The 20449-nt window shown below is 40.2% G+C and carries 20 protein-coding genes; 6 read left to right on the plus strand and 14 right to left on the minus strand.

The annotated features are described in order from the left end of the window. Positions 1-12: 12 nt before the first annotated feature. From KS419_RS13110 to KS419_RS13145, 8 genes are all read right to left on the minus strand, one after another. On the minus strand, positions 13-828 hold the full coding sequence (locus KS419_RS13110) for a carbohydrate ABC transporter permease (protein WP_217066859.1): 816 nt from the start codon (positions 826-828) through the stop codon (positions 13-15). Next, positions 825-1718 carry a carbohydrate ABC transporter permease gene (locus KS419_RS13115; protein WP_380086397.1) on the minus strand — a complete coding sequence of 298 codons (894 nt, stop codon included), beginning with the start codon at positions 1716-1718 and terminating at the stop codon, positions 825-827. Before KS419_RS13115 ends, KS419_RS13110 begins: the two co-directional genes overlap by 4 nt. Before the next feature lie 76 nt (positions 1719-1794). Further along, positions 1795-2931 carry an ABC transporter ATP-binding protein gene (locus KS419_RS13120; protein WP_217066860.1) on the minus strand — a complete coding sequence of 379 codons (1137 nt, stop codon included), beginning with the start codon at positions 2929-2931 and terminating at the stop codon, positions 1795-1797. Positions 2932-3253: 322 nt separating this feature from the next. Next, positions 3254-4468, minus strand: a complete 1215-nt coding sequence (locus KS419_RS13125; RefSeq protein ID WP_217066861.1) for a DUF418 domain-containing protein — start codon at positions 4466-4468, stop codon at positions 3254-3256. A 277-nt stretch (positions 4469-4745) separates the two neighbouring features. Then, the gene (locus tag KS419_RS13130) at positions 4746-5657 is read right to left on the minus strand and encodes a PGN_0703 family putative restriction endonuclease (protein ID WP_217066862.1); all 912 of its coding nucleotides are present in this window, start codon (positions 5655-5657) and stop codon (positions 4746-4748) included. A gap of 101 nt (positions 5658-5758) precedes the next feature. Further along, positions 5759-6169, minus strand: coding sequence for a hypothetical protein (locus KS419_RS13135; RefSeq protein WP_217066863.1), 411 nt, complete (start codon positions 6167-6169; stop codon positions 5759-5761). A 109-nt stretch (positions 6170-6278) separates the two neighbouring features. Continuing rightward, positions 6279-6596, minus strand: coding sequence for a hypothetical protein (locus KS419_RS13140; protein ID WP_217066864.1), 318 nt, complete (start codon positions 6594-6596; stop codon positions 6279-6281). A 734-nt stretch (positions 6597-7330) separates the two neighbouring features. Then, complete coding sequence (locus KS419_RS13145; RefSeq protein ID WP_217066865.1) at positions 7331-7693, minus strand: hypothetical protein; 363 nt, start codon at positions 7691-7693, stop codon at positions 7331-7333. Between the two features lie 76 nt (positions 7694-7769). On the opposite strand from KS419_RS13145, the gene KS419_RS13150 reads away from it, so the two are divergent. Next, complete coding sequence (locus tag KS419_RS13150) at positions 7770-8462, plus strand: YetF domain-containing protein (protein ID WP_217066866.1); 693 nt, start codon at positions 7770-7772, stop codon at positions 8460-8462. 137 nt (positions 8463-8599) lie between these two features. Here KS419_RS13150 and KS419_RS13155 read toward each other — a convergent pair whose 3' ends face one another. The 5 genes from KS419_RS13155 to KS419_RS24950 form a co-directional block, all read right to left on the minus strand. Beyond that, entirely contained in the window at positions 8600-9085 is a 486-nt protein-coding gene (locus KS419_RS13155; RefSeq protein WP_217066867.1) for a hypothetical protein, read from the minus strand. A gap of 218 nt (positions 9086-9303) precedes the next feature. Continuing rightward, positions 9304-9690 (minus strand): SMU1112c/YaeR family gloxylase I-like metalloprotein, encoded by a 387-nt coding sequence (gene gloA2, locus KS419_RS13160; RefSeq protein ID WP_217066868.1) that lies wholly within the window; start codon positions 9688-9690, stop codon positions 9304-9306. A gap of 59 nt (positions 9691-9749) precedes the next feature. After that, a complete protein-coding gene (locus KS419_RS13165) occupies positions 9750-11942 on the minus strand; it encodes a hypothetical protein (protein WP_217066869.1) in 2193 nt (730 codons plus the stop codon). Between the two features lie 323 nt (positions 11943-12265). Next, a complete protein-coding gene (gene galU, locus KS419_RS13170; RefSeq protein WP_217066870.1) occupies positions 12266-13153 on the minus strand; it encodes a UTP--glucose-1-phosphate uridylyltransferase GalU in 888 nt (295 codons plus the stop codon). Between the two features lie 155 nt (positions 13154-13308). Continuing rightward, entirely contained in the window at positions 13309-15063 is a 1755-nt protein-coding gene (locus tag KS419_RS24950) for a CehA/McbA family metallohydrolase (protein ID WP_217066871.1), read from the minus strand. Between the two features lie 446 nt (positions 15064-15509). Here KS419_RS24950 and KS419_RS13180 point away from each other — a divergent pair, with 446 nt between their 5' ends. The 3 genes from KS419_RS13180 to KS419_RS13190 all read left to right on the plus strand — a co-directional run bounded on the left by KS419_RS13180 (position 15510) and on the right by KS419_RS13190 (position 16555). Beyond that, the gene (locus KS419_RS13180; RefSeq protein ID WP_217066872.1) at positions 15510-15653 is read left to right on the plus strand and encodes a hypothetical protein; all 144 of its coding nucleotides are present in this window, start codon (positions 15510-15512) and stop codon (positions 15651-15653) included. Between the two features lie 100 nt (positions 15654-15753). Further along, on the plus strand, positions 15754-16074 hold the full coding sequence (locus KS419_RS13185) for a hypothetical protein (protein ID WP_217066873.1): 321 nt from the start codon (positions 15754-15756) through the stop codon (positions 16072-16074). Positions 16075-16378: 304 nt separating this feature from the next. Then, positions 16379-16555, plus strand: coding sequence for a hypothetical protein (locus KS419_RS13190; RefSeq protein ID WP_217066874.1), 177 nt, complete (start codon positions 16379-16381; stop codon positions 16553-16555). Between the two features lie 71 nt (positions 16556-16626). On the opposite strand, the gene KS419_RS13195 is transcribed toward KS419_RS13190, so the two are convergent. Continuing rightward, complete coding sequence (locus KS419_RS13195) at positions 16627-17916, minus strand: alanyl-tRNA editing protein (RefSeq protein WP_217066875.1); 1290 nt, start codon at positions 17914-17916, stop codon at positions 16627-16629. Between the two features lie 305 nt (positions 17917-18221). On the opposite strand from KS419_RS13195, the gene KS419_RS13200 reads away from it, so the two are divergent. Together KS419_RS13200 and KS419_RS13205 are read left to right on the plus strand one after the other, a co-directional pair. After that, positions 18222-19244, plus strand: coding sequence for an NADH:flavin oxidoreductase/NADH oxidase (locus KS419_RS13200; RefSeq protein WP_217066876.1), 1023 nt, complete (start codon positions 18222-18224; stop codon positions 19242-19244). 32 nt (positions 19245-19276) lie between these two features. After that, positions 19277-20113 (plus strand): aldo/keto reductase, encoded by an 837-nt coding sequence (locus KS419_RS13205; RefSeq protein ID WP_217066877.1) that lies wholly within the window; start codon positions 19277-19279, stop codon positions 20111-20113. Positions 20114-20449: the final 336 nt, after the last annotated feature.

The raw sequence follows: 20449 nt of genomic DNA on the forward strand, positions 1-20449 counted from the left end.
TCTCTCTCCTTTTTATTTAAGTGCCCCTTGTGTAAGGCCCTTTTGAAGCTGCTTTTGACCTACAAACAATAAGATTAAAGTTGGAAGGATAACGATCACAACACCTGCCATTACCACACCCCATTCTGTAGATACTTCCACTGTCTGCAATTGCTTCAAACCGATTTGTACGGTTCGCTTCATGTCATTTGTTGTCACTAGCAGTGGCCATAAATACATGTTCCATGTGGTTAAAAATCCGTAAATACCAAGAGTCACCAAACTAGTTTTTGCATAAGGAATGACGACCTTGTAAAAAAATTGAAATCGGGATAACCCCTCTATTTGTGAAGCCTCATAGAGTTCATGAGGAATTGTTTTAAAATGCTGTCTAAGGAGGAATGTTCCGAATGCTAATGCGAAAAAAGGAACCGTCATACTCAAGTAAGAATTCATCCACCCCAAACTTTGAATCGTTAAAAAGTTTGGAATCATTGCCGCTTCCCAAGGAATCATTAAAGTGGAGATAAATATCAGGAATACAACGGTCCGCCCTTTAAACGGAATAAAAGCAAACACAAATGCAGATAAAGAACAAACGACTAGTTGTCCAAGCATCACAATGCTCGATACGATAAAACTATTTTTTAAATAATGCATTAATGGAACAGTTCCAAACACCCTTTCGTAATTATCAAACTCAAAGGTGGATGGAAACACTGCCCTACTCAGCACCTCAGCCCCGTTCATAAAGCTCACAAAAAAAGCGAACAAAATCGGGAAAAAGATAAGGATAGCGGACAATGCGAGCAACAAATAGAAAATAATTGGCCGGATTCTTTTTCTCACTGATAATGCACCTTCCTTTCCCCAAATTTAAATTGTAGGAATGTCAGGACGAATACGATAAGAAATAAAATGACTGCCTGGGCACTAGCTGTTCCAAATTGATAGTTTATAAATGCATCTTGATAAATAGAATAAACAATGAGGTTCGTGGACTCTGCCGGGCCACCTCGGGTTAAAATATCTACCTGACCAAAGGATTGAAACGAGTTAATAAAAGTAATGGTGATAATGAAAAATAAGGTTGGTGATAGCATAGGAACAGTAATACGTCGTAATTGATAAAAATAACCTGCCCCGTCAATATTGGCACTTTCATAGAGATGTGTATCTATATTTTGAAGTCCACCTAATATAATGAGAAACGAGAATCCAAGATTCATCCAAATGGTTGTGATGGCAATGGAAATCAGCGCCCATGTGGGGTCAAGTAGCCACCCTACCGCTGGAATTCCAAACAGCCCAAGAAAATTATTAATGATCCCAACCGTCGGATGAAATAAAAACAGCCAAATCACAGCAGATGCTGCAACGGACATCCCCATCGTTGAAGAAAAGATTGTCCGAAAAAATCCAATACCTCGGAGTTTTTCATTGGCAATCAACGCTAAAAATAAGCCAATGATAACACTTGTTGGTACGGTATATAACACGAAGAGACTTGTTGAAACCATACTCTTTTGGAATCTGGCCGATTGGAGCAAATAAAGGTAGTTTTCAAGACCAACAAATACCGCTGCTGCTCCTCTGGCATCCGTCAAGAAAAAACTTAAGTAGACTGTTTTAAACATGGGGTAAAAGAGAAAAACGGAAAATAGGATAATGGATGGCAGGAGATAAAGAATTGCCAACCGAATATTAGTGGTTTTTCTCCATACATTCTGATGGCTAATTACCTGTTTTTCTGCGATAATCTCCCGAACCCGTTCTGCTTCCAGTGTTGCTTCCTGCTGACCTTGAGCTTTCACCTCAACGAGATTCACCGGCGAGAACCTCCTTCAAAACATTCTCATTCCATACGGGTGAGAAGAGTGTTTCCTCTGTTTTTCCATCAAATAGATAAAGCTGTTCTTTAGGAAATGAAATCTCCGTCCGTTTATTAATATCCAAAGGCCACTGTCCAAGCCACTTTGCCTTCCAAATATCATCTCCCACATTAAATGCCAGTAATGTCTCATTTCCAAGGACCTCAATGTTAGATAGGGATACGTTGAGGTGAGCATCTCGATTGGAACCCTTTCCATATGCCATTTGTTCTGGTCGTACACCTATGTAAACAATGTCACTTTTAAGAGAAAACAGTTGTTCCTCCGTTAATGTAATGACTATTTCATTTTTTAGAATTAGTTGTTTGTTTAAACGATCTACCTCTGCTTTGGCAATATTCATCGGCGGCGCCCCAATAAACGTAGCCACAAATAAATTTTTCGGTTTATTATAAATTTCCAGTGGTGTGCCAACCTGCTGCACCTTCCCATCTTTCATTACCATGATTCTGTCTCCCATCGTCATGGCTTCCACTTGGTCATGTGTCACATAAATCATCGTGATTCCCAATTTCCTTTGCAGTTGGCGGATCTCTGTACGCATCTGCCCTCTTAATTTAGCATCAAGATTGGAAAGGGGTTCATCCATCAGACAAATCGGTGCTTCGCTAACAACCGCTCTTGCCAAAGCCACCCTTTGCCGTTGGCCCCCTGATAACTCCCGCGGTTTCCGTTTCAAATAATCTGTTAATCCTAATAAGGCTGCAGCCTCTTCACACCTTTGCCTTTGAACTGTTTTTTTAATTTTGCGAACTTTCAAACCAAATAAAATATTCTCTTCCACATTCAAATGGGGATACAGGGCATAGTTTTGGAAAACCATAGACAAATTCCTTTGACTAGGTAGTAAATGATTGGCTAATTGATGATCAATGTATAGTTTTCCTGCACTGATTTTTTCCAAACCTGCAATCATTCGCAGCATGGTACTCTTCCCACAACCAGATGGACCAACCAGGATAAAAAACTCTCCCTGTTCAATGGACACTGTAACGTCCTCAACAGCAAAGGAACTTTGGTCGTAACTCTTGCTAAGATGCTGTAGTTCAATATGGTTCATTCGATCCCCTCCATAGTTAAAAAAGTGAGATATAATTTCTCTAAAGTGACGGTGATTTTCTCTGTAGAGGATTTCTATGTTGATAATCATGTGGATTATTTCTACTCCATGACTAACAATAGCAATAAACTATTAATCCCATATAAAGCTCTTTTTAATCTCTGTAAATGTGAGTTAAAGGAATATGAAGTGTATGACTGAAATGATATATTCTTGACAAGGATAATCCAAGAACCGTGGGAATGAACACTCTCAAACAACACAAAGAGGTGCCGCACCTAAGCAGCACCTCTCCGAAAAATGATTAAGCTTATTATAATGACTAACTTTTAATCCCTTTATAAGTAAAGGATCTCCAAACTCTTTCTGCCGGTCCGAATCGGTACTTGCTCAACCATAGCTTACTAAGGAAAATCTGAATGACAAAGATACCAACGGTTATCAATATACCTGCAGCGGGGTTAACATTCCCATAAAAGCCTAATCCGTATCCGTTAAAAATTAATATACTCAGGAACGTCTGTAATAAATAATTCGTTAACGCCATTTGGCCAACAGGGGCTAAAACATGTAATCTCGCTAGCCATTCTTTTTGTTGACACAATAATGTTATGGATGAGATGTAGAAGAAACTGATAATAAGACCGGATACTAATCCTATTACTTCCACAACCGCACCATGGAAATATGCAGGAACAACAAAGATTTCGGCCAATAAAATCACGTGAAGGGCAGTCAAGATAAATCCATAAACAAAACTTTTTTTCCATATGCCGCGGATCCACGGTAAAAACGCTTGAATATCCGTGAGGACACCTTTTTTCCCCACATATAAACCAAATAAAAAGATAGATAATACCATCGGCACCGTGAATAATAGATTCATCATAATAAGAGGTACTTCTTCTGCCATACGGAACGATAGAATCTCCATAAAACTGCCGTGTTGGTAAACATCAATTGCAGTATTCACCAACTCCACATAATACCCGCTGATCGTTCCTTCTGGATCAAAAACATTTTCGACAACATCGTTTAAGTACGTCATAAATCCTAAAATAATTAACACACTGCTAAAGAGACCAATGGCCCATTTACGGATTGATTCCACCGTTTTTTTCCGGAAAAGGAGTAAAAAGAATCCGGCAATGGCATATGGAAGGAGAATATCACCACTCCAAAAGATAACCCCATGGATTAGTCCCACAACAAAAAGGAAAAGGAGTCTCCTAGAGTATACTCTTGGGACGGATAAACCTTTTGCTGCCACACGGTCCATGAAAAGAAAAAATCCAAGTCCGAACAAAAAGGAAAAAGTGGTGAAAAACTTCCCTGTGGCAAAAATCGTGATAAACCAGGATGCTATTTGGCTGAGGGGGTCATCGAATAACGTTACATCCCCAGCTGTCATAAAAATTTCCGGTGAAGTGAAAAGACCCATATTCACTAAAAATATTCCAAGTAAAGCAAAGCCGCGGATGACATCTAATGTTATAATCCGGTCCGCTCTGTCTACCGGCTGCAGCCGTTCGTCCATCTAAACACGTCCCTTCGTTTTCAAAAGTTGGAATACTTATAATACATACGATAATGAGCCCAACTGGTTTCATAAACAACGTTACATAAACCATCTCTCTGAGAGTTGCTATCTTCTGTATAGTATTCTTTGTAGCTCAGATTTGATTGAAGTCTTCTATCCGAGCGCCTTTGAAAAATAGAATTTTATAATAGTAGAATTAGAACACTTTCCCATCATAGTACAGTAAATATATACCAGTCTACTCTTTTTTTTGCCTTTTACGATGGACGGAGCATTATAACGGAAAAGTACTATATCTTTCCTGCAAATAAGATTTCAGTGGACCTGGGGACAATGATTCCACAGCGAGATCCCAATAGGCACCAATAAACCGTTCTTTTTCCCTATCGGAAAGAACAACGTTTTTCCAGACATCGTGCAATGGGAGGCCAGCATACTTTTGTAACCCTGGAGAAAAACGGAGATGTTTTTCCTGCAGAATATTGTGATCATCGTTTTTCGAATGACTTAAGTGGATGATCTTATAATCTTCCACCGTTATTGATTCTGTTAATGGAAGGGGGTTCCCCTTCATCATTCTTGCAAGCAACGTCATTCGCATGAGTTGATAAAACGGTTCATATCCTAAATCAGCCACACCTAAACGTCCTGTATCACTTAGCTGAAACGGGAGATCCTTCTCCATTCTTAGTTTAGCAAGTATATCGGAATATCTCCTTAACCTTTCAATCCCTGAAGCTCCACTGAATTTACGCAGAACAGCACCGCTATTGTATTTTTCAGTATACTTCCATTCAATAAGCAACTGCGTTACTTTTCCATCTATTACGGTTAATATATAGGCATCCACACTCGTCCTGTTTTGTCCCCTCTTCCCTTTCCCTTCATGGATAGGGGATTCTTTCGGTCCGATCCATTCAAACACAACATTTCCTTCATCTTCATAAACTTCACCTTCCATATTAACGCCTGTTGGAAAAGGGATTATCTCTGTTGCATTCACCCCAACCGCCCTGAGAAATTGGAGGAGTTCCTTTTCGTTTCCAGATAACCCTAGACTTCCTAATACATTTAAACATGCCGCTGCGCTACTTCTCACGTGATCTATTTCTTTATGTAAGTTTACTTTGTTATCTATCTGTTGTAACACTTTCTCATCAAAAAATTGTTCACCCTGCCATACCATCACAATTGCCTCCTTTTTACCTTCCTAGGTTATTTAAAATGTCGTCCCATTCCTTCTTCCCTCCGTTTGAAAAAAGCTATTGTGTCTGCCAAAAAAAATAGTTAATCTAGAAGATCCAGGAGTGACTCGTCATATAACTCCCCTGAATCCAGTAGATCCAATATATCCATAATTACCTTTCTCCAAAGGGTTAAAGGGGCCTCGTCATAGTTATTGTTACTCATTAAGTCGTGATGAATCAGAACACACGATTGGTTGAAGTCCCCTTCCGATTGTAGAAGTAAGGAATCGATAAAATACCTCAAGGAATGCCATTTTACCCCAGCCGTTTTGCGGAACCCAAGTTGTTCCAACGTTTGATCATGAGGTACATCTTGAAAGACACGGTGGAGTTTCTTAACTTTCTCTATTGGAAAAATTACGGTTGCTGTTTCATACGTCAGTTTATCCCAACGAACTACAGAAACAGATTCTTCCGGAAAAAGGTGATGGTAGTTATCCAAAATGCTCATAATAAATTCCTCTCCTTCACAAAATGGAATCTTTATAACTGTGTTGATCTAACGATCTTGATGAGGATGTTTTGAAATACATTCAGACAATCTTAAGCACCAATGTCTCTTAAAGTACTAGATTTTTCCCTATTAAACGTTGAATTTTTTCAATATATTGTTGTTTACACTCCTCCGCTTCTGTAAAATATGCCAGACGTTGAGTGAGTTGCTTTTGAGATGCTGTCCGAAAAATAACCGTATCTGTGACCCTAAGGTTTTCCACTTCTCTTTTCTCTAGCATGTAATGGGCATCTGCCGTTCGGTATATCCGTATGACCATTTCCTTTCCTTCCCGTCCAGTTGTTGGATAAAACAACGTGGAATCTAGTAATCTTCCTTCAAATACATATTCTTCATCACGACTGTTAGTCAATTTATATTCCATTATCCCTTCACACTCCTTGGTGGTAGCTTCAAGTTTTCCACTTGTGAAATAGTACACATATGTAAATTATACTAAATATTACAGTACTAACATCCTTTTTTTAGATATTAAAGAAAAAAGGCCTATATAAATGTGAGGGCACTGAAATGGATAAATCAACTTTTTCTCTGCCTTTTATTTGTATGGCAATAACTTCACTCATCACTTGACTGATAGGAAAATCCGCCCTTATCCGTTTAAAGATTGTGACAGCTACGCTCATTGATTCGAGTGACTGGCATAGTGGAAAAACATCACCTTTTCAGTCCCTCATCAATGTAATGGTATTTGAAAAATACAAAAAAAATCCAAGAACCTTATCGATTCTCGGTTATAATATAACAATATTTTTGATAGTATCAATATATAGTCGTGCATTAATCCTTTAATACTAACTCATACAACATCTCTAAAAAATCATTAACATCCTCTGGAAGTTCTTCCGGTAAAATCACTTCTGTATTCACAGGAATTCCACCTCTCATAAGATCTATCTAGTAAACTAGTATGCTCCATTGGGAATCTATTTATACCATTTCTCCAATAAATAAAATAAAAGGTTTGTCATTTTACAAGTCAGAATAAATGTTTACTATTAATTGATGTTCGTTCTATCTCTTTAGAAACATTGAATTGGCTGGAAGCATGGGAAAGTACACTCTCCCTTCCCCATGCTTCCTCAGTGACGAAAATAGTTAAAATATAATAAATTCATTCAATCTTCCTTTTATCTTAGCCAATAATTGCTTGGATTCTATATCCTGCTCACCGTCTATAGCCTGAATAGATGAGATAATGTGGTATCTCGTGACACTGACATGTTCTACAGGACCAAAGAATTCTAAAATCCACCGTTTACGTTCAAATTGTTCCCGTAACTCAATGACTTCCGTCCGTGCTGTATCCCAATCCTCTGATTCAACCGCTGCAGCTACTTTATCCACTTGTCTAGAAAGGGGATTGTCCATTGTTTCAAGTATCGTATGAGTCCAGCTTAATACCGCCACTATTAAAATCGTCAACATTGTTTTTGAAAACTTACTTGATAAAACCTTCAAACAAATTCCCCCTTTGTTTATTTTTTCTATTTTGTCCAATAATAAGGTTAATATTTTTAATGGAGGTTTCCATTTCATGATTGATTCCGTTTTTGTTCTCAAAGCATTGCTTAGTTTCTTCTTCCTGTTTATATTAACGAGACTGATGGGGAAAAAGCAGTTGTCACAACTGACCTATTTCGATTACATCGTCGGCATTACAATTGGAAACTTCACTGCAAGTATTGTTGTTGAACCGGAAATTCGCCCCGTGAATGCCTTCGTGGCTGCTGCAGTATGGGGCGTTCTTCCTGTCCTTCAAAGTATATTAAGCAGGAAAAATTTATTTTTTCGCAGAGTATTTGAAAGCAGACCGACAGTGATCATTGAAAATGGAAAAGTCCGGGAAGAGGCACTTCTGAAGGAAAACATGACCATTCATAACATTATGCTTCTGTTGAGAAAGGGAGGAAATTTTAAGCTTGGGGATATTCAATTAGCTGTTCTGGAGACTACCGGGGATCTAAGTGCGATGAAGAAGAAGAGTGCAAGTAATGCAACTGTCAACGATCTCCATTCCAAACCGGAAAAAGAACCTCGCATTTTAGTTATAGAAGGGGATATTTTAGAAGAGACATTAAACGAACTGAATCTTTCGACCAATTGGCTGATGGAAGAACTAGAAAAAAAGGGTGTAACCAATTTAAAAGAAGTTCTTATCGCCCAACTTCAGTCAGATGGTAGTCTTTATGTAGATAAATGGTCCGGTATTATTGAGGACGTATTATAGCACTCTGTCCTCAGTTAAATTTTAATTGATCTAAGAACCCAAAAAAATAGAGCAAGCGCATAACAAATGTATGCGACTGCTCTTTTATCGTTTCAATAGAATTTCAAAACCGATTCTCCATTTGGTGAGTAAGTATATTATTCAAATTCCACACCATGTTCATCTGCTAAATGTCCAAATTCACTAACATAGTTTCGCATTAATGCCCTTGCCTCTGCAAGCATTTGATTGGATTCCCCGATCATGTCATAACTCCCGTATTCAATTGCCGATAGTATTTTTAAAAAGGCATTATACTGAAGATTGGAACCTTCAATATATATTTCATGAATATCCCGTACTTCCCTTGTGGCTGGTGTGATTTCCTCTAACCTGTCTATAAAATCCAAATACAAAGGAATTACTACGTCTTCTATATGGATGTAAGTTGTCCAATCATCTACAGAATTCACACCAGTAACACTCTCAAACTCATATACAATTTGCTCTTCTAGAGTGATTAACGGCTCCAGCTCATCCATGTAAGTCAAAATATCCTCTTGAACTGGATCCTCCCCACACGCCGGCAGAACAGCTGCCAAACATAGACAGATTACCCCAAACAAAACCCTCCCTAGTTTCATTCCCCTACTCCCTTCCCTTTTAATCCCTGTCACCTTATCCAATACGGTTTACTCAACTCATTCTCGGACCTTTTTTCTCTGTCGGTCCAACTAATGTAAAACGTTATTGGCGATGACAACATTTATATCTATTCAGGAAGGAAGTAGTACTATGTATGGAAACAACATCTAAGCTTGAAACAATTTTCACTTTTTTTGATTATGGGCTTCGCTCACCTTTATGCTTCATAAATCTCGATGGGAAGTCCGTCTGGATCAGGGAAAAATGTAAACTTTTTTTGCGTAGAAGGGTCTATCCGGACTTCCTCGACAGGAACTCCTTCGCCTATCAAATGCTCAACCGTTTCCTCGACACTATCCACTTCGAAAGCTAAATGACGTAGTCCTGCAGCCTCGGGAAAACTCGGTCGCTTTGGGGGATTTGGAAAGGAAAACAATTCGATTTGGTACATCCCGTTCACCGTCAAATCTAACTTATAAGATCCACGTTCTTCGCGATACACCTCATTGACCGGTTTCAACCCGAGGATACGAACATAAAAGTCTTTTGAGCGTTCGTAATCAGAACAGATTACTGCCACATGGTGAATCTTTTTTATTCTCAAAGGATGACACCTCTACTTTTCATCTAATAACTTCTCTTGGTCGAGCCTTCAGACAATCTCTAGTAAGGAATCTTTTGTGATAGAATAAATAATTGGTTCCTTTGCTCCTCAATAGACCTGGAATCCAACTGCTGTAATGTGTCCTCCCACGGTTCGAAGAAGTCCCTCATTTCCACGGGTAGCTCTTCTTCCATAAACTGCTCAAAGTTTTTCAAAAAAAGTTTGAGTTCCTTGCTGGCATCTTTGGAAAACTTCGCACCACCCTCTAATAAAACGGAAACTTTCTCACATTGAATTCCCAAGCCAATCGCCCGAATGGTATATCTTTCTTGCCTTGTATGACAGATCTTTATAGCCTCATCGTATTTAGCAATGGATGCTTTCAGGCTATTCGTTTTCCCTAAATAATACGCATGTTTCCACAGGATGATTTGATATGGATGTTCACTTACTGCTTCCCCATTCGGAAACAAGATATCATCCATCTCATTCTTTATCCATTCTCCATACATTTTTTCTGCCAACGAAAACTCGTCACAATCCACTGCTGCTGCCATTGCCCGCGAATAATGCATTGCTCCAAAAATGATACTAATATAATGGGATCCCTTTATGGCCTGTAAGAGTTCCCCTAACTGTTGTCCATTATCATACTCCACCTGAAATGCTTTCCCTAACCAGGCCAGTGCCCCGTGCAGATTCTTCGCTTCACACTCCAGTTGGGAACGGTACTGATACTGACGGCTCAGATCCCCAGGACGGGAAAACTCTTGTATGGCATTATCTGAATCAATGACTGCCTGTTCCAATTGCTCTTTATTATATCGGACTTGAAAACACCTCGCTTGAAGTCTCGTCCCCAAAACTTTCCCTTTAATATTAGACTTTATATTCTCGGTGATTAAGGAAAGATCTTCCAACATACTCATGGAAAGGAGATCAAAAGACGTGTCGATAAATCGCTGAACTTGATTCATTTTCGTAATTGCACCGTTAAAATTAAACGTATTCATATGATGAACCCCTTCTAAAACAAGGAAATTCAAGACATCATCGATCGTTTCCCATCTTCCAGCCAACTGGTCCATGGCTGACCGGCACACTCCCATTTGCTCTTCTGCTAAGATGACATTTCCACTGTGATTAGCCGTTTTCAGCAAGTTTAAGTGGGTCCTAAACAAAAACTGGTCCCCTTGGATACGATATCTGCGGAGAGACGCTGCCACTTCCTGTTTCAAAACATCGAGCATATATCTCGCCCTGACAAAGTCTCTTTCAATGGATACAAGGGACTCTAGATTGTTTTCCACTATTAGCAACTGGGTTGGCTGTACAAAATCCGGAAGGGAGGAAAGTTTCTTTGTTATCAAGTCGAGATAGTGGTCAAAGTCGATTTCTTTCTTTTCTCCATGCCTGATTACATTCTCTTTACTCCCTGTCTCGTAAAAATGATTCTCTGTTTTGGCTTCCAGCCATTCAAATAACGCATCACCAATTGCTCCACTTGCAAGTGACCGGCGGATAGCAGATTCGGTGGCATGTTCAAACACAGAGAAAATATTGGCTGGTTGATAATAGGATATTAGTTCTTGTCTTGTCTTATCTGTAAATTTCCTGCTGTTTTGAACAAACCAAGAGTGACAGATAACATCTGCTATCATAAGCCGTGGATTCGTTTTAGCGGAGTCAAGTTTAAATGACCAATTCCACGATTCGGTATTGGAGAGATTTCTCCGCGCCATTCCAATCGCTATTTTTTCTTCTAACCGTTGCTTATAGTCTTGATCCTTCAGGAGGATGGTAATCTTTCGTTCCTCTTTCCCATCCACCTTAATTCGATTGGCAGCGAGGATAGCAAGCTCCACTTCATCAAACTCTGCTGCCAATGCTTGGAGCAGTTGAATAATTCCCTCCGCAAGAATATTTAAATAGGTCATGTCACTGCTGACAATATCTACCCTCTCAGGATTTTCAAAAACGATGGGCTCTGCCCCGTATTGTTGAATTTCTTTAATGAGCTTTACAGCCATTTCACCATATTTTTCCCCGTGAATTTCCGCTCCGTGTATGTACCTTTCATTAATATTGTAAGTTTGTCTCGCTTGCTCCACTAACAAAGAAGGCCATGTATCGTTTATGGTTGCTTGTTTAACCAATATTCCCCCAACCATAGATGGTGTTCCCTTTTTTTCACTTTCCTTTATAAAATCACCACTTTCGTCTAACCATAACTCAAATTTACCTGATGTCATGAATTCATCCCCCTGCATGCCATGAAATTATAGTATCCAACATCCACTCATAGATGGATGGCTTTGATTTTTTTCAAATAAGCAAATGTCAGAATAATACTCATTTCGACAACGACTGTGGGATATCCTTTCGGAAACAAATGGAATCCTTTTCCGCTTTCGCGGCGGCAAGTAAAGCCAGTAACTTGGCGCCAATAGTAAAACTTTTTTATCGATACAAAAATCCCCTTCCCAAATTTAATTGGGAAAGGGATTTTATGGCGGATTGCCGGAATTTTCATCTCGCAAATCCGAAAGTTAACTTAATTAATTTAGTTATTTGTTTATTTGTTTGTTAAAAACTTTTTAGAAACTTCATCTAAATATTCCATCACATCGTATTTTAAATCTTCCCGTTGGAGTGCAAAGTCAACAGTCGCCTTCACAAAGCCTAATTTATCCCCAACATCGTATCGTTCCCCTGCGAATTCATATGCCAGAACGATTTGCTCCTCGTTTAACTTTTTGATAGCATCGGTCAATTGAATTTCATTTCCCGCTCCCGGTGGCAGTTCGTCAAGAATACGGAAGATTTCTGGCCGTAAAACATAGCGGCCCATAATCGCATAATTTGATGGGGCCTCTTCCATTTTTGGCTTTTCCACTAAATCCTGAACGTGAATAACTCCAGGTTCAATCTCGGTAGTTTTTGGAGCAACAATTCCGTATTTAGATACATCCTCATCCGCTACAGGCTGCACCCCAACTACAGAAGAATTATATCTTTCAAACACATCAATTAACTGCTTTAAACATGGTTTTTCAGACTGAACGATATCGTCACCCAACAATACTGCGAACGGTTCATCACCAACAAAGTGACTAGCACAGGCAATGGCGTGTCCTAACCCTTTCGCTTCCTTCTGACGAATATAGTGAATATTGGCCATATTGGAAATAGCCTGAACCTCTTTTAATAATGCCATTTTTTGTTTCTTTAACAATGTTTCTTCCAACTCATACGATTTATCAAAGTGATCCTCTATCGCCCTTTTACTTCGGCCACTAATAATAATAATATCTTCAATCCCAGACGCGATGGCCTCTTCCACAATGTATTGAATCGTCGGCTTGTCCACGATAGGGAGCATTTCCTTTGGCTGTGCTTTTGTTGCAGGTAAAAACCTAGTGCCGAGACCAGCAGCGGGAATTATCGCTTTACGTACCTTCATTACTATCACTCCTGTATTTAAACTAACGTCATTATACCATATTAGAAAAGGAAGAATTAGTAACTTGAATAATTTTACAATCATTACAAAAATAAAATATTTGGTTCGGGAGGTGCCTGTCACTTGTCGAATTCGACAAGTGACAGGCACCTTACCTATTCTCCCACTAGGTAGAATGGGTTTGCGATGATTGTTCTTCCGTCATTGTTTTCAATATCAAAGCGCCACCATGTTCCAAGGGGGCCTTCCTTCGCCTCACCACGGTCTGCCAACCAGGTAAAGTGGAATTGGTCTGAGGTGATTTCCACTTCTTGGACACTGACTCCATTCTGGATGAGGTGCAATGTTTGTCCGGAACCGTTAGCTATCTTCACAGTCGCTTCTACTTGATTAGAAAGAAACGTGTCACCGAATGTTCCCATTGCAGCAACTTCCGTTTTCCCCGTGCCGGTCTCGATCCGGTCTCCTGTCACTTCTAGTTCAACGGTGGGGCTTTCGTGAACGCCTAATGTCCGGATATATGCTTTGCCGTCTTTAATACCACGGGTCACGGCGGCTCTAGAGAGTTCGGTGGCATATACTGCAACAGCAGGTTCGCCGTGGGGAGCGTATCCTCCATAAGGGCTGCTTCCGCGACCGGACAGTTTATCGTCGGAGCCACCAACGGCGGTGATCCGATAGCCTTGGTTTAATAGTTCTTCCCACATCTCGATGGCACTGGTCACAAATGGGTTTCCAAGGCTCAGGTGGTCTGATGGATGAAAGATCGCTGGTCCGGTTACTACTTCGATCGTATCCACTTGTGCCCAATCAATATCATCTTCTAGGGTAAAGCCGCATCCACGGCAAAAATTGTTAAATACACTTCCTGCGAAGGTGGTTGGATGATTTACTTGAAACAGGACATCCCTTGCCTTAGTTTCTCGCTGAATGTCTCCAAGGGTAACATTGTTAAATCCATGACGGTATTCGATATAGTCCCACGTTTCTCCGAGGGCGTTGGCATGTCCGTAATAGGTGATGATTTCTCGCCCTGGCCAAATGAGAAGATCCGGGTTTGCCTGTTGTACTGGCCCCAGTTCTCCCCAATGGGAGGAGGACACGTAGTCTGTCATGAACAAAATATCAAGGCCCTGTTCTCTGGCAAATTCCACAAAACCTTCATACTCTAGAGCATCGGGATGGCTGTGATAGCTATGCATATGGAAGTCCCCGTGATACCAGCCTGGTTCAGAATTGGCTATATGTGTCGGATCAACGGCTTCTGCTTGGAACGGCTCCCCCACTTCAGGATTAGAGCAGGTGATGGACAGTTCCCACCAGCCGCCAGTTGGGGCAACGGCAGCATATCCCAGTTCCACATGCCATGTTCCAGGCTCAATGACGCCAGGAAGATATCCCCGTTCTGCTTCGTCCTGTTGTACAAAAACAGTACGCATCCGTGAACCTGACCATCCCCGAAATCCCTCTGATGTGTCGTATCCGTTTTGATCCCATAATCCTAAATCAACAGTGGTATTCGTAAACGGTGTACCTGGAATAAATCCTTCATTACCATAATCATACGTCACTTCGATTCGGGTGGTTTCGGGGGCAACTTCAAACGGGAGCACTTCGTACGTTTTCTCCACGTCTTTACTTAACGTGCCATGATATTCAATCGTATCTCCACCTGGAGTGCAAAGGAGGCTGGCTTCCGGTTGATATGTCGTTGCTGTGGGAGATATCAGGGCGTAACCAATGATTCCGATTAGGGCTAAAACGATGAAGTAATTTCGTAGGACGCCCCATCTTCCCTTCTTATATGGGTGTTTTCCCATTGATTTCGACACTGGACTGTAAGCGGGAAATGCGTTTCGTTTTCGGGGCATTATTTTGCCTAGCAATTGGTCACTTCTGAATCTAGTCACAGGTGGAACCTCCTAAATCATTTCGTCTTGAAAAAATTAGTGCTGCATTTGGGAATTGGTATGAATCATTTCCTAACATTTAGTTCCATTTTAAACTATTATTCTACAAACTTCTTCCCTATCCTCTAAAAATAATGATGGATAATAGTGGTGTGTTAGATGCAGTTACAAAGTTTTAGAAACTATCAGCGGTAAAGGTGGTGGTATTTCTTTTCAGATAATCAAGATAATCGCATTTGTGTTTAATCAATCCATTACTGAACTCTCTCCTACTTCTCCTATTCTGTACCGCTTTAGAGTCGTTCTTTTTGGTGAAACGACCTGTGGCATATGTTACCATGGAAGGAGGGCTAATGGCCTTATTTTGAAAAACAATGTTTTTGGCAGTGGGTAACATTATATTGTTTTTCATCCATAAATACCAAAAGAAACGGGGAGAGAATAATATGTCTAGAAAATCTACAGTGATGAAACGATGTCAAAAATGCGGTCAAGAGAAAAGTCTGTCTGATTTCCATAGAAATCGAACCAAATCCGATGGTCATAATGGAATTTGTTCTTCCTGCCAAGCAGAAGTGAACCGAAAATAGTTTAGTCTAAAAGTTGGAGCTTAGGAGTTTAATAGATTGGGAAATAGATAAATTTACAAGTAGGAATTTTTCATAATTAGTTATTTAAAGGAGTGGGTCGATGGGTTTTTGGGGAGGGGTTTTTAAAGCCGTAGCGAAAGGTAGAGATCAAATAATAGAAAGAGGGCGAGAGCAACAGTCTCGGATAAACCGCTATTCATTGGAAGCCGAATCTATGGATAATCAGTCCCTCATTGCAATTGCAAAAGGGGAGACAAGTGCTAGCCCCGAAAAAAAAGCTGCCTGTACGATGGAACTAAAACGGAGAAAAGATCAAATGGTTCAAGAGAAAGAAAGGAAAGCGGCAGAGAAAGAAGAATTTTTCCAAAAGTTAGATAAAGCACAGGAAGAACTGGAAGAATATAAAAACAGAAAAAAATAATGAGACTTGGACTTATAGAGGTTATCTCCTTAGTAATTAACTGAGTTACTAAGGAAGGTAACCTCATTTGATTTACATTCATTTGCCATTTAAGCTATAACTAAGGACTAATTTTTCCAACTTAACTTCTTTGTTTGATTTCAGTTGCATATCCCATTTTTAGATAGTGTATGATGATGAATATTATTCCCCAGGAAATGACATGATTTTTCCCCAAAACCAAAAGATCATAAAACAAAAAAATGGTACAATGTCCATAATACTATTTTAAAATCTTGAACGTCGTAGGAGGAGCTCTTGTCAAATGAAGTTTTTGATTCGCACCCTAGTCCCCATCGCTACGGGATTTACCCTATATCTTATTTATCCTTCTTGGCCCCTTTCTATTCTTACCAGTTTAATCGTTGGCGTAGTTATGTATGTTTACGTGAAAATGAAAGACCATCGTGCCATTATGGAAGACGAAATAAACGAAAAGTGATGAAAATAACGCAATGATAGGAAAGGTGGCTGCAATCACCTATGGATCCCATTCCATGCTGGGAAAGAAAATTACTGGTTTCCTAGAATCTCAGTTATTTGCTCTAACGCCTTTTTCATGAACTCTTCTCCTGAAATGTCCCCATTTCCTCCACCTTGAATTTGTGTTTCCTTTCCCCCACCTTTTCCATTAATAAGGGATAGGAGTTTTGGTGCCAACTTCTTTAAATTCAACTCTGTTTTTTTATCACGTGTACAAAAGAATTGAATCTGCTTATCTTCTGTCTCGTTTACCAAGAGTATCACCATTCGGTCTCCACGTTGCAGCATTATTTTAGCCATTTTCTGCAGTTCTTTGATTGGTCGATTGTGAAAAGTATGGTTGATGACTTGAAACGGCAATTCTATTAATTTCGTATTCGTTTCCAGTGACGTAATAGAAGTCGCTTCTTTTGGATTAACATTGTAGTTTGTTTTATTCATTAAAAGTTCCCTTGCTTCATACTCCAATAAAGACTCTACTTTTTCTTCTATATTCTTAATCAATTCCTTCTCTTTCCCCAACAGCCGTTCCACCGAAATATGTAATTCCTCTTCAGGCGTATTGAGAAGATCCGTCAAACGTTGCAATACCTGATGTTTACGTCCCAATACTTTTCGAACCCTGTCTCCACATACAAATTGAATTCGAATATTTCCCCTCATCCGTTCCCAACTAAGGACCTTTATTGTACTCACTTCCCCTGTGGAGTTAGGATGCGTTCCGCCGCAACCATTATAATCAAACTGGGGTATTATCACGAGACGGATGTTATCTGAGACTTTTGGTTTTTTCCTTAATGGGTAATTTGACAATTCATCGGCACTTACCCAAGTGGTCTCTATGGGACGGTTCTCCAAAATGATCTTGTTAGCCAACTCTTCCCCCTTTAATAGGTCTTCTTCCAATAAGGCATCCACTTTCAAGTCAATGGTTGAGATCTCTTCCCCTAAATGGAAACCAACAGTATCCACATCCCATAATTCAACAAATGCAGCAGAAAGAATATGTTGTCCAGTGTGTTGCTGCATATGGTCAAAACGACGTGTCCAATCAACCTGACAAGTAACCTCCTTGTTTTCCTCCATTTCAAGGGGTGATTCAATATAATGACGAATTTCGTCATTCACATTTTCCACTCCAGTAACAAGCCTATTCTGGATAGTACCTCGGTCAGAAGGTTGACCTCCACCGGTTGGATAAAATGCGGTATCTTTTAGTACAACATATCTCCGGTTAGTTTCCAGTTCCTGATCCTGTTTTAAAACGGTCGTGATAAAGTTCTTTATGTAGGGGTCCTTATAATATAGTCTACTCGTCATGGACTATAACCTCACTTCCGATACTAATTTTATTTTCTAGTCTTTTTGTCTTTCGCTTAATGGATACCTAGGTATAACATGCTTATTCATTCAATTAAGGGATTTCCCGTTCTAATCCGTCTTTGATCATCACATTAAAATAGTATCTGAAGAGATAGCCGCCTGCAACTCCATATTTATTTTTCAACATATGGACCATACTAAACTTAGTAAGGCGAAATGTTTGACTGTTCACAAGGTTAGGTGTACAAATGCAATATAACCCTCCTACATAGGAAATACACACAGAAAGGAAGATCACTGTAATGCCAGGATTATTAGATTCATTTGAATATAAGGGATTACATTTGAAAAATCGGGTAGTGATGCCTCCCATGTGTCAATATTCTGTTACCGCTAAAGACGGTAAACCAAATGATTGGCATTTTACCCACTATACAAGCCGTGCCGTTGGGGGGACAGGTTTAATCATCATGGAAATGACAGATGTGGAACCGGATGGCCGAATTTCTGATTATGATCTTGGACTATGGTCTGATGAACAAATTCCAGCTTTTAAACGGATCATTGAATCATGCCAAAGTTACGGAACAAAAGTGGGTATACAAGTAGCACATGCAGGCCGGAAAGCGGAAGATGCACCACAACCTGTATCCTCCACATCACTTGCTTTTTCTGAAAAATATAAAGCGCCGCGGGAATTAACAACAGAAGAAGTACAACAAATGGTTAAAAAGTTTGAATCGGCATTTGAAAGGGCTATAAAAGCTGGTGCAGATACGGTGGAAGTCCATGGTGCCCACGGGTATTTGATTCACCAGTTCCATTCCCCTCTAACAAATCAGCGAAGTGATATTTATGGAGAAGATAAAGCCCGTTTTGGTGTGGAGATTATTGAGGCTGCTAAACGTGTACTTCCAAAATCCATGCCGCTACTAATGAGAATTTCAGCCGTTGAATATGCTGAAGGCGGGTATGACCTTGAGTATTCTCTGAAGCTTGCAAAGCGCTACCGGGATGCAGGTGTCGATATTTTCGATATCTCCTCTGGTGGAGAAAGCAGTTCTGGACCTACCTATAACGGTCCTGGCTACCAGCTGGATTTAGCTTCTGCTGTAAAAAAAGAGTTAGACGTTCCGGTCATTGCCGTTGGACGAATGGAAGATCCAAAGTTGAGTGACGACGCGATCCGGGAGGGGAAAGCTGACATGGCAGCTGTTGGCCGGGGTATGCTACGTAATCCATTCTGGGCAAATGAAGCCTCTCTTGCTTTAGGGGGAAAACCTTTGACACCATCAGCGTTATCAGCTGGTTATAGCATCAACTAATTTTTTCAAAAAAAGAAAAAGGAGAAATAAATATGCCAACAAGTTTACAGGATACTACCACATTACATAATGGTGTGAAAATGCCATGGTTCGGTCTTGGAGTATTTAAGGTGGAGGAAGGCGAAAGTGCGGTAGAAACCGTAAAGACAGCAATAAAAAACGGATACAGAAGTATTGATACAGCGGCCATCTACGGGAACGAGGAAGGTGTAGGCCGTGGAATCCGTGAATCTGGCGTTCCCCGTGAAGAGTTATTTGTCACTTCGAAAGTCTGGAACTCTGACCAGGGCTATGAGAATGCCCTAAAGGCTTTTGATACCACCATGGAAAAACTCGGCTTGGAGTATTTAGATTTATATTTAATACACTGGCCCGGTAAAGACAAATTCAAAGACACTTGGAAAGCGTTGGAGAAACTTTACAAAGATGGCCGTGTCCGAGCTATTGGTGTGAGTAACTTCCAAGTCCATCACTTGCAAGAGTTAATGAAAGATGCGGAAGTCAAACCGATGGTGAACCAAGTGGAATACCATCCTCACCTTGGGCAAAAGGAACTGCTTTCATTTTGTGAAAAAGAAAGTATTCAGCTGGAAGCATGGTCTCCCCTTAAGCAAGGTCAGTTAGTGGATGAACCAACCATCAAAGCGATCGGCGAAAAATATGGAAAAACTCCTGCACAGGTTATTTTACGGTGGGATCTGCAAAATAAAGTGGTTACTATCCCGAAATCGGTGAAGGAACACCGTATGATTGAAAATGCTGATATCTTTGATTTCGAGCTGAGCGCCGAGGATATGCAACAGTTAGATGCATTAAATAAAGATGAACGCGTTGGCCCAGATCCAGATGTATTTGATTATGGGTTTTAAGCTGGCTCCCAGTTCATAAGATACGTGGTTAATTAGTGGAGCAAGTGGTTTTCTGCGACGAGTAATCGCAGGAGCAATGTTTTTATGCGACGAGTAATCGCAGGAGCAATGTCTTTATGCGACGAGTAACCGCAGGAGCAATGTTTTTATGCGACGAGTAACCGCAGGAGCAATGTCTTTATGCGACGAGTAACCGCAGGAGCAGGTGGTTTTATGCGACGAGTAATCGCAGGAGCAGGTGGTTTTATGCGACGAGTAATCGCAGGAGCAAAGGGTTTATACGACGAATAATCGCAGGAGACAAGGGATAAGCCTGAAGTGAAAATCAACATTGAA

This window comes from Evansella tamaricis (assembly GCF_019042215.1).
Lineage (GTDB): Bacteria > Bacillota > Bacilli > Bacillales > Salisediminibacteriaceae > Evansella > Evansella tamaricis.

Coding starts and splice junctions, on each gene's coding strand:
- KS419_RS13120 (WP_217066860.1), bottom strand. CDS start 2,931: ATGAACCATATTGAACTACAGCATCTTAGCAAGAGTTACGACCAAAGT.
- KS419_RS13125 (WP_217066861.1), bottom strand. CDS start 4,468: ATGGACGAACGGCTGCAGCCGGTAGACAGAGCGGACCGGATTATAACA.
- KS419_RS13130 (WP_217066862.1), bottom strand. CDS start 5,657: ATGGTATGGCAGGGTGAACAATTTTTTGATGAGAAAGTGTTACAACAG.
- KS419_RS13135 (WP_217066863.1), bottom strand. CDS start 6,169: ATGAGCATTTTGGATAACTACCATCACCTTTTTCCGGAAGAATCTGTT.
- KS419_RS13140 (WP_217066864.1), bottom strand. CDS start 6,596: ATGGAATATAAATTGACTAACAGTCGTGATGAAGAATATGTATTTGAA.
- KS419_RS13150 (WP_217066866.1), top strand. CDS start 7,770: ATGATTGATTCCGTTTTTGTTCTCAAAGCATTGCTTAGTTTCTTCTTC.
- KS419_RS13155 (WP_217066867.1), bottom strand. CDS start 9,085: ATGAAACTAGGGAGGGTTTTGTTTGGGGTAATCTGTCTATGTTTGGCA.
- KS419_RS13165 (WP_217066869.1), bottom strand. CDS start 11,942: ATGACATCAGGTAAATTTGAGTTATGGTTAGACGAAAGTGGTGATTTT.
- galU (WP_217066870.1), bottom strand. CDS start 13,153: ATGAAGGTACGTAAAGCGATAATTCCCGCTGCTGGTCTCGGCACTAGG.
- KS419_RS13180 (WP_217066872.1), top strand. CDS start 15,510: ATGTCTAGAAAATCTACAGTGATGAAACGATGTCAAAAATGCGGTCAA.
- KS419_RS13185 (WP_217066873.1), top strand. CDS start 15,754: ATGGGTTTTTGGGGAGGGGTTTTTAAAGCCGTAGCGAAAGGTAGAGAT.
- KS419_RS13190 (WP_217066874.1), top strand. CDS start 16,379: ATGAAGTTTTTGATTCGCACCCTAGTCCCCATCGCTACGGGATTTACC.
- KS419_RS13195 (WP_217066875.1), bottom strand. CDS start 17,916: ATGACGAGTAGACTATATTATAAGGACCCCTACATAAAGAACTTTATC.
- KS419_RS13200 (WP_217066876.1), top strand. CDS start 18,222: ATGCCAGGATTATTAGATTCATTTGAATATAAGGGATTACATTTGAAA.
- KS419_RS13205 (WP_217066877.1), top strand. CDS start 19,277: ATGCCAACAAGTTTACAGGATACTACCACATTACATAATGGTGTGAAA.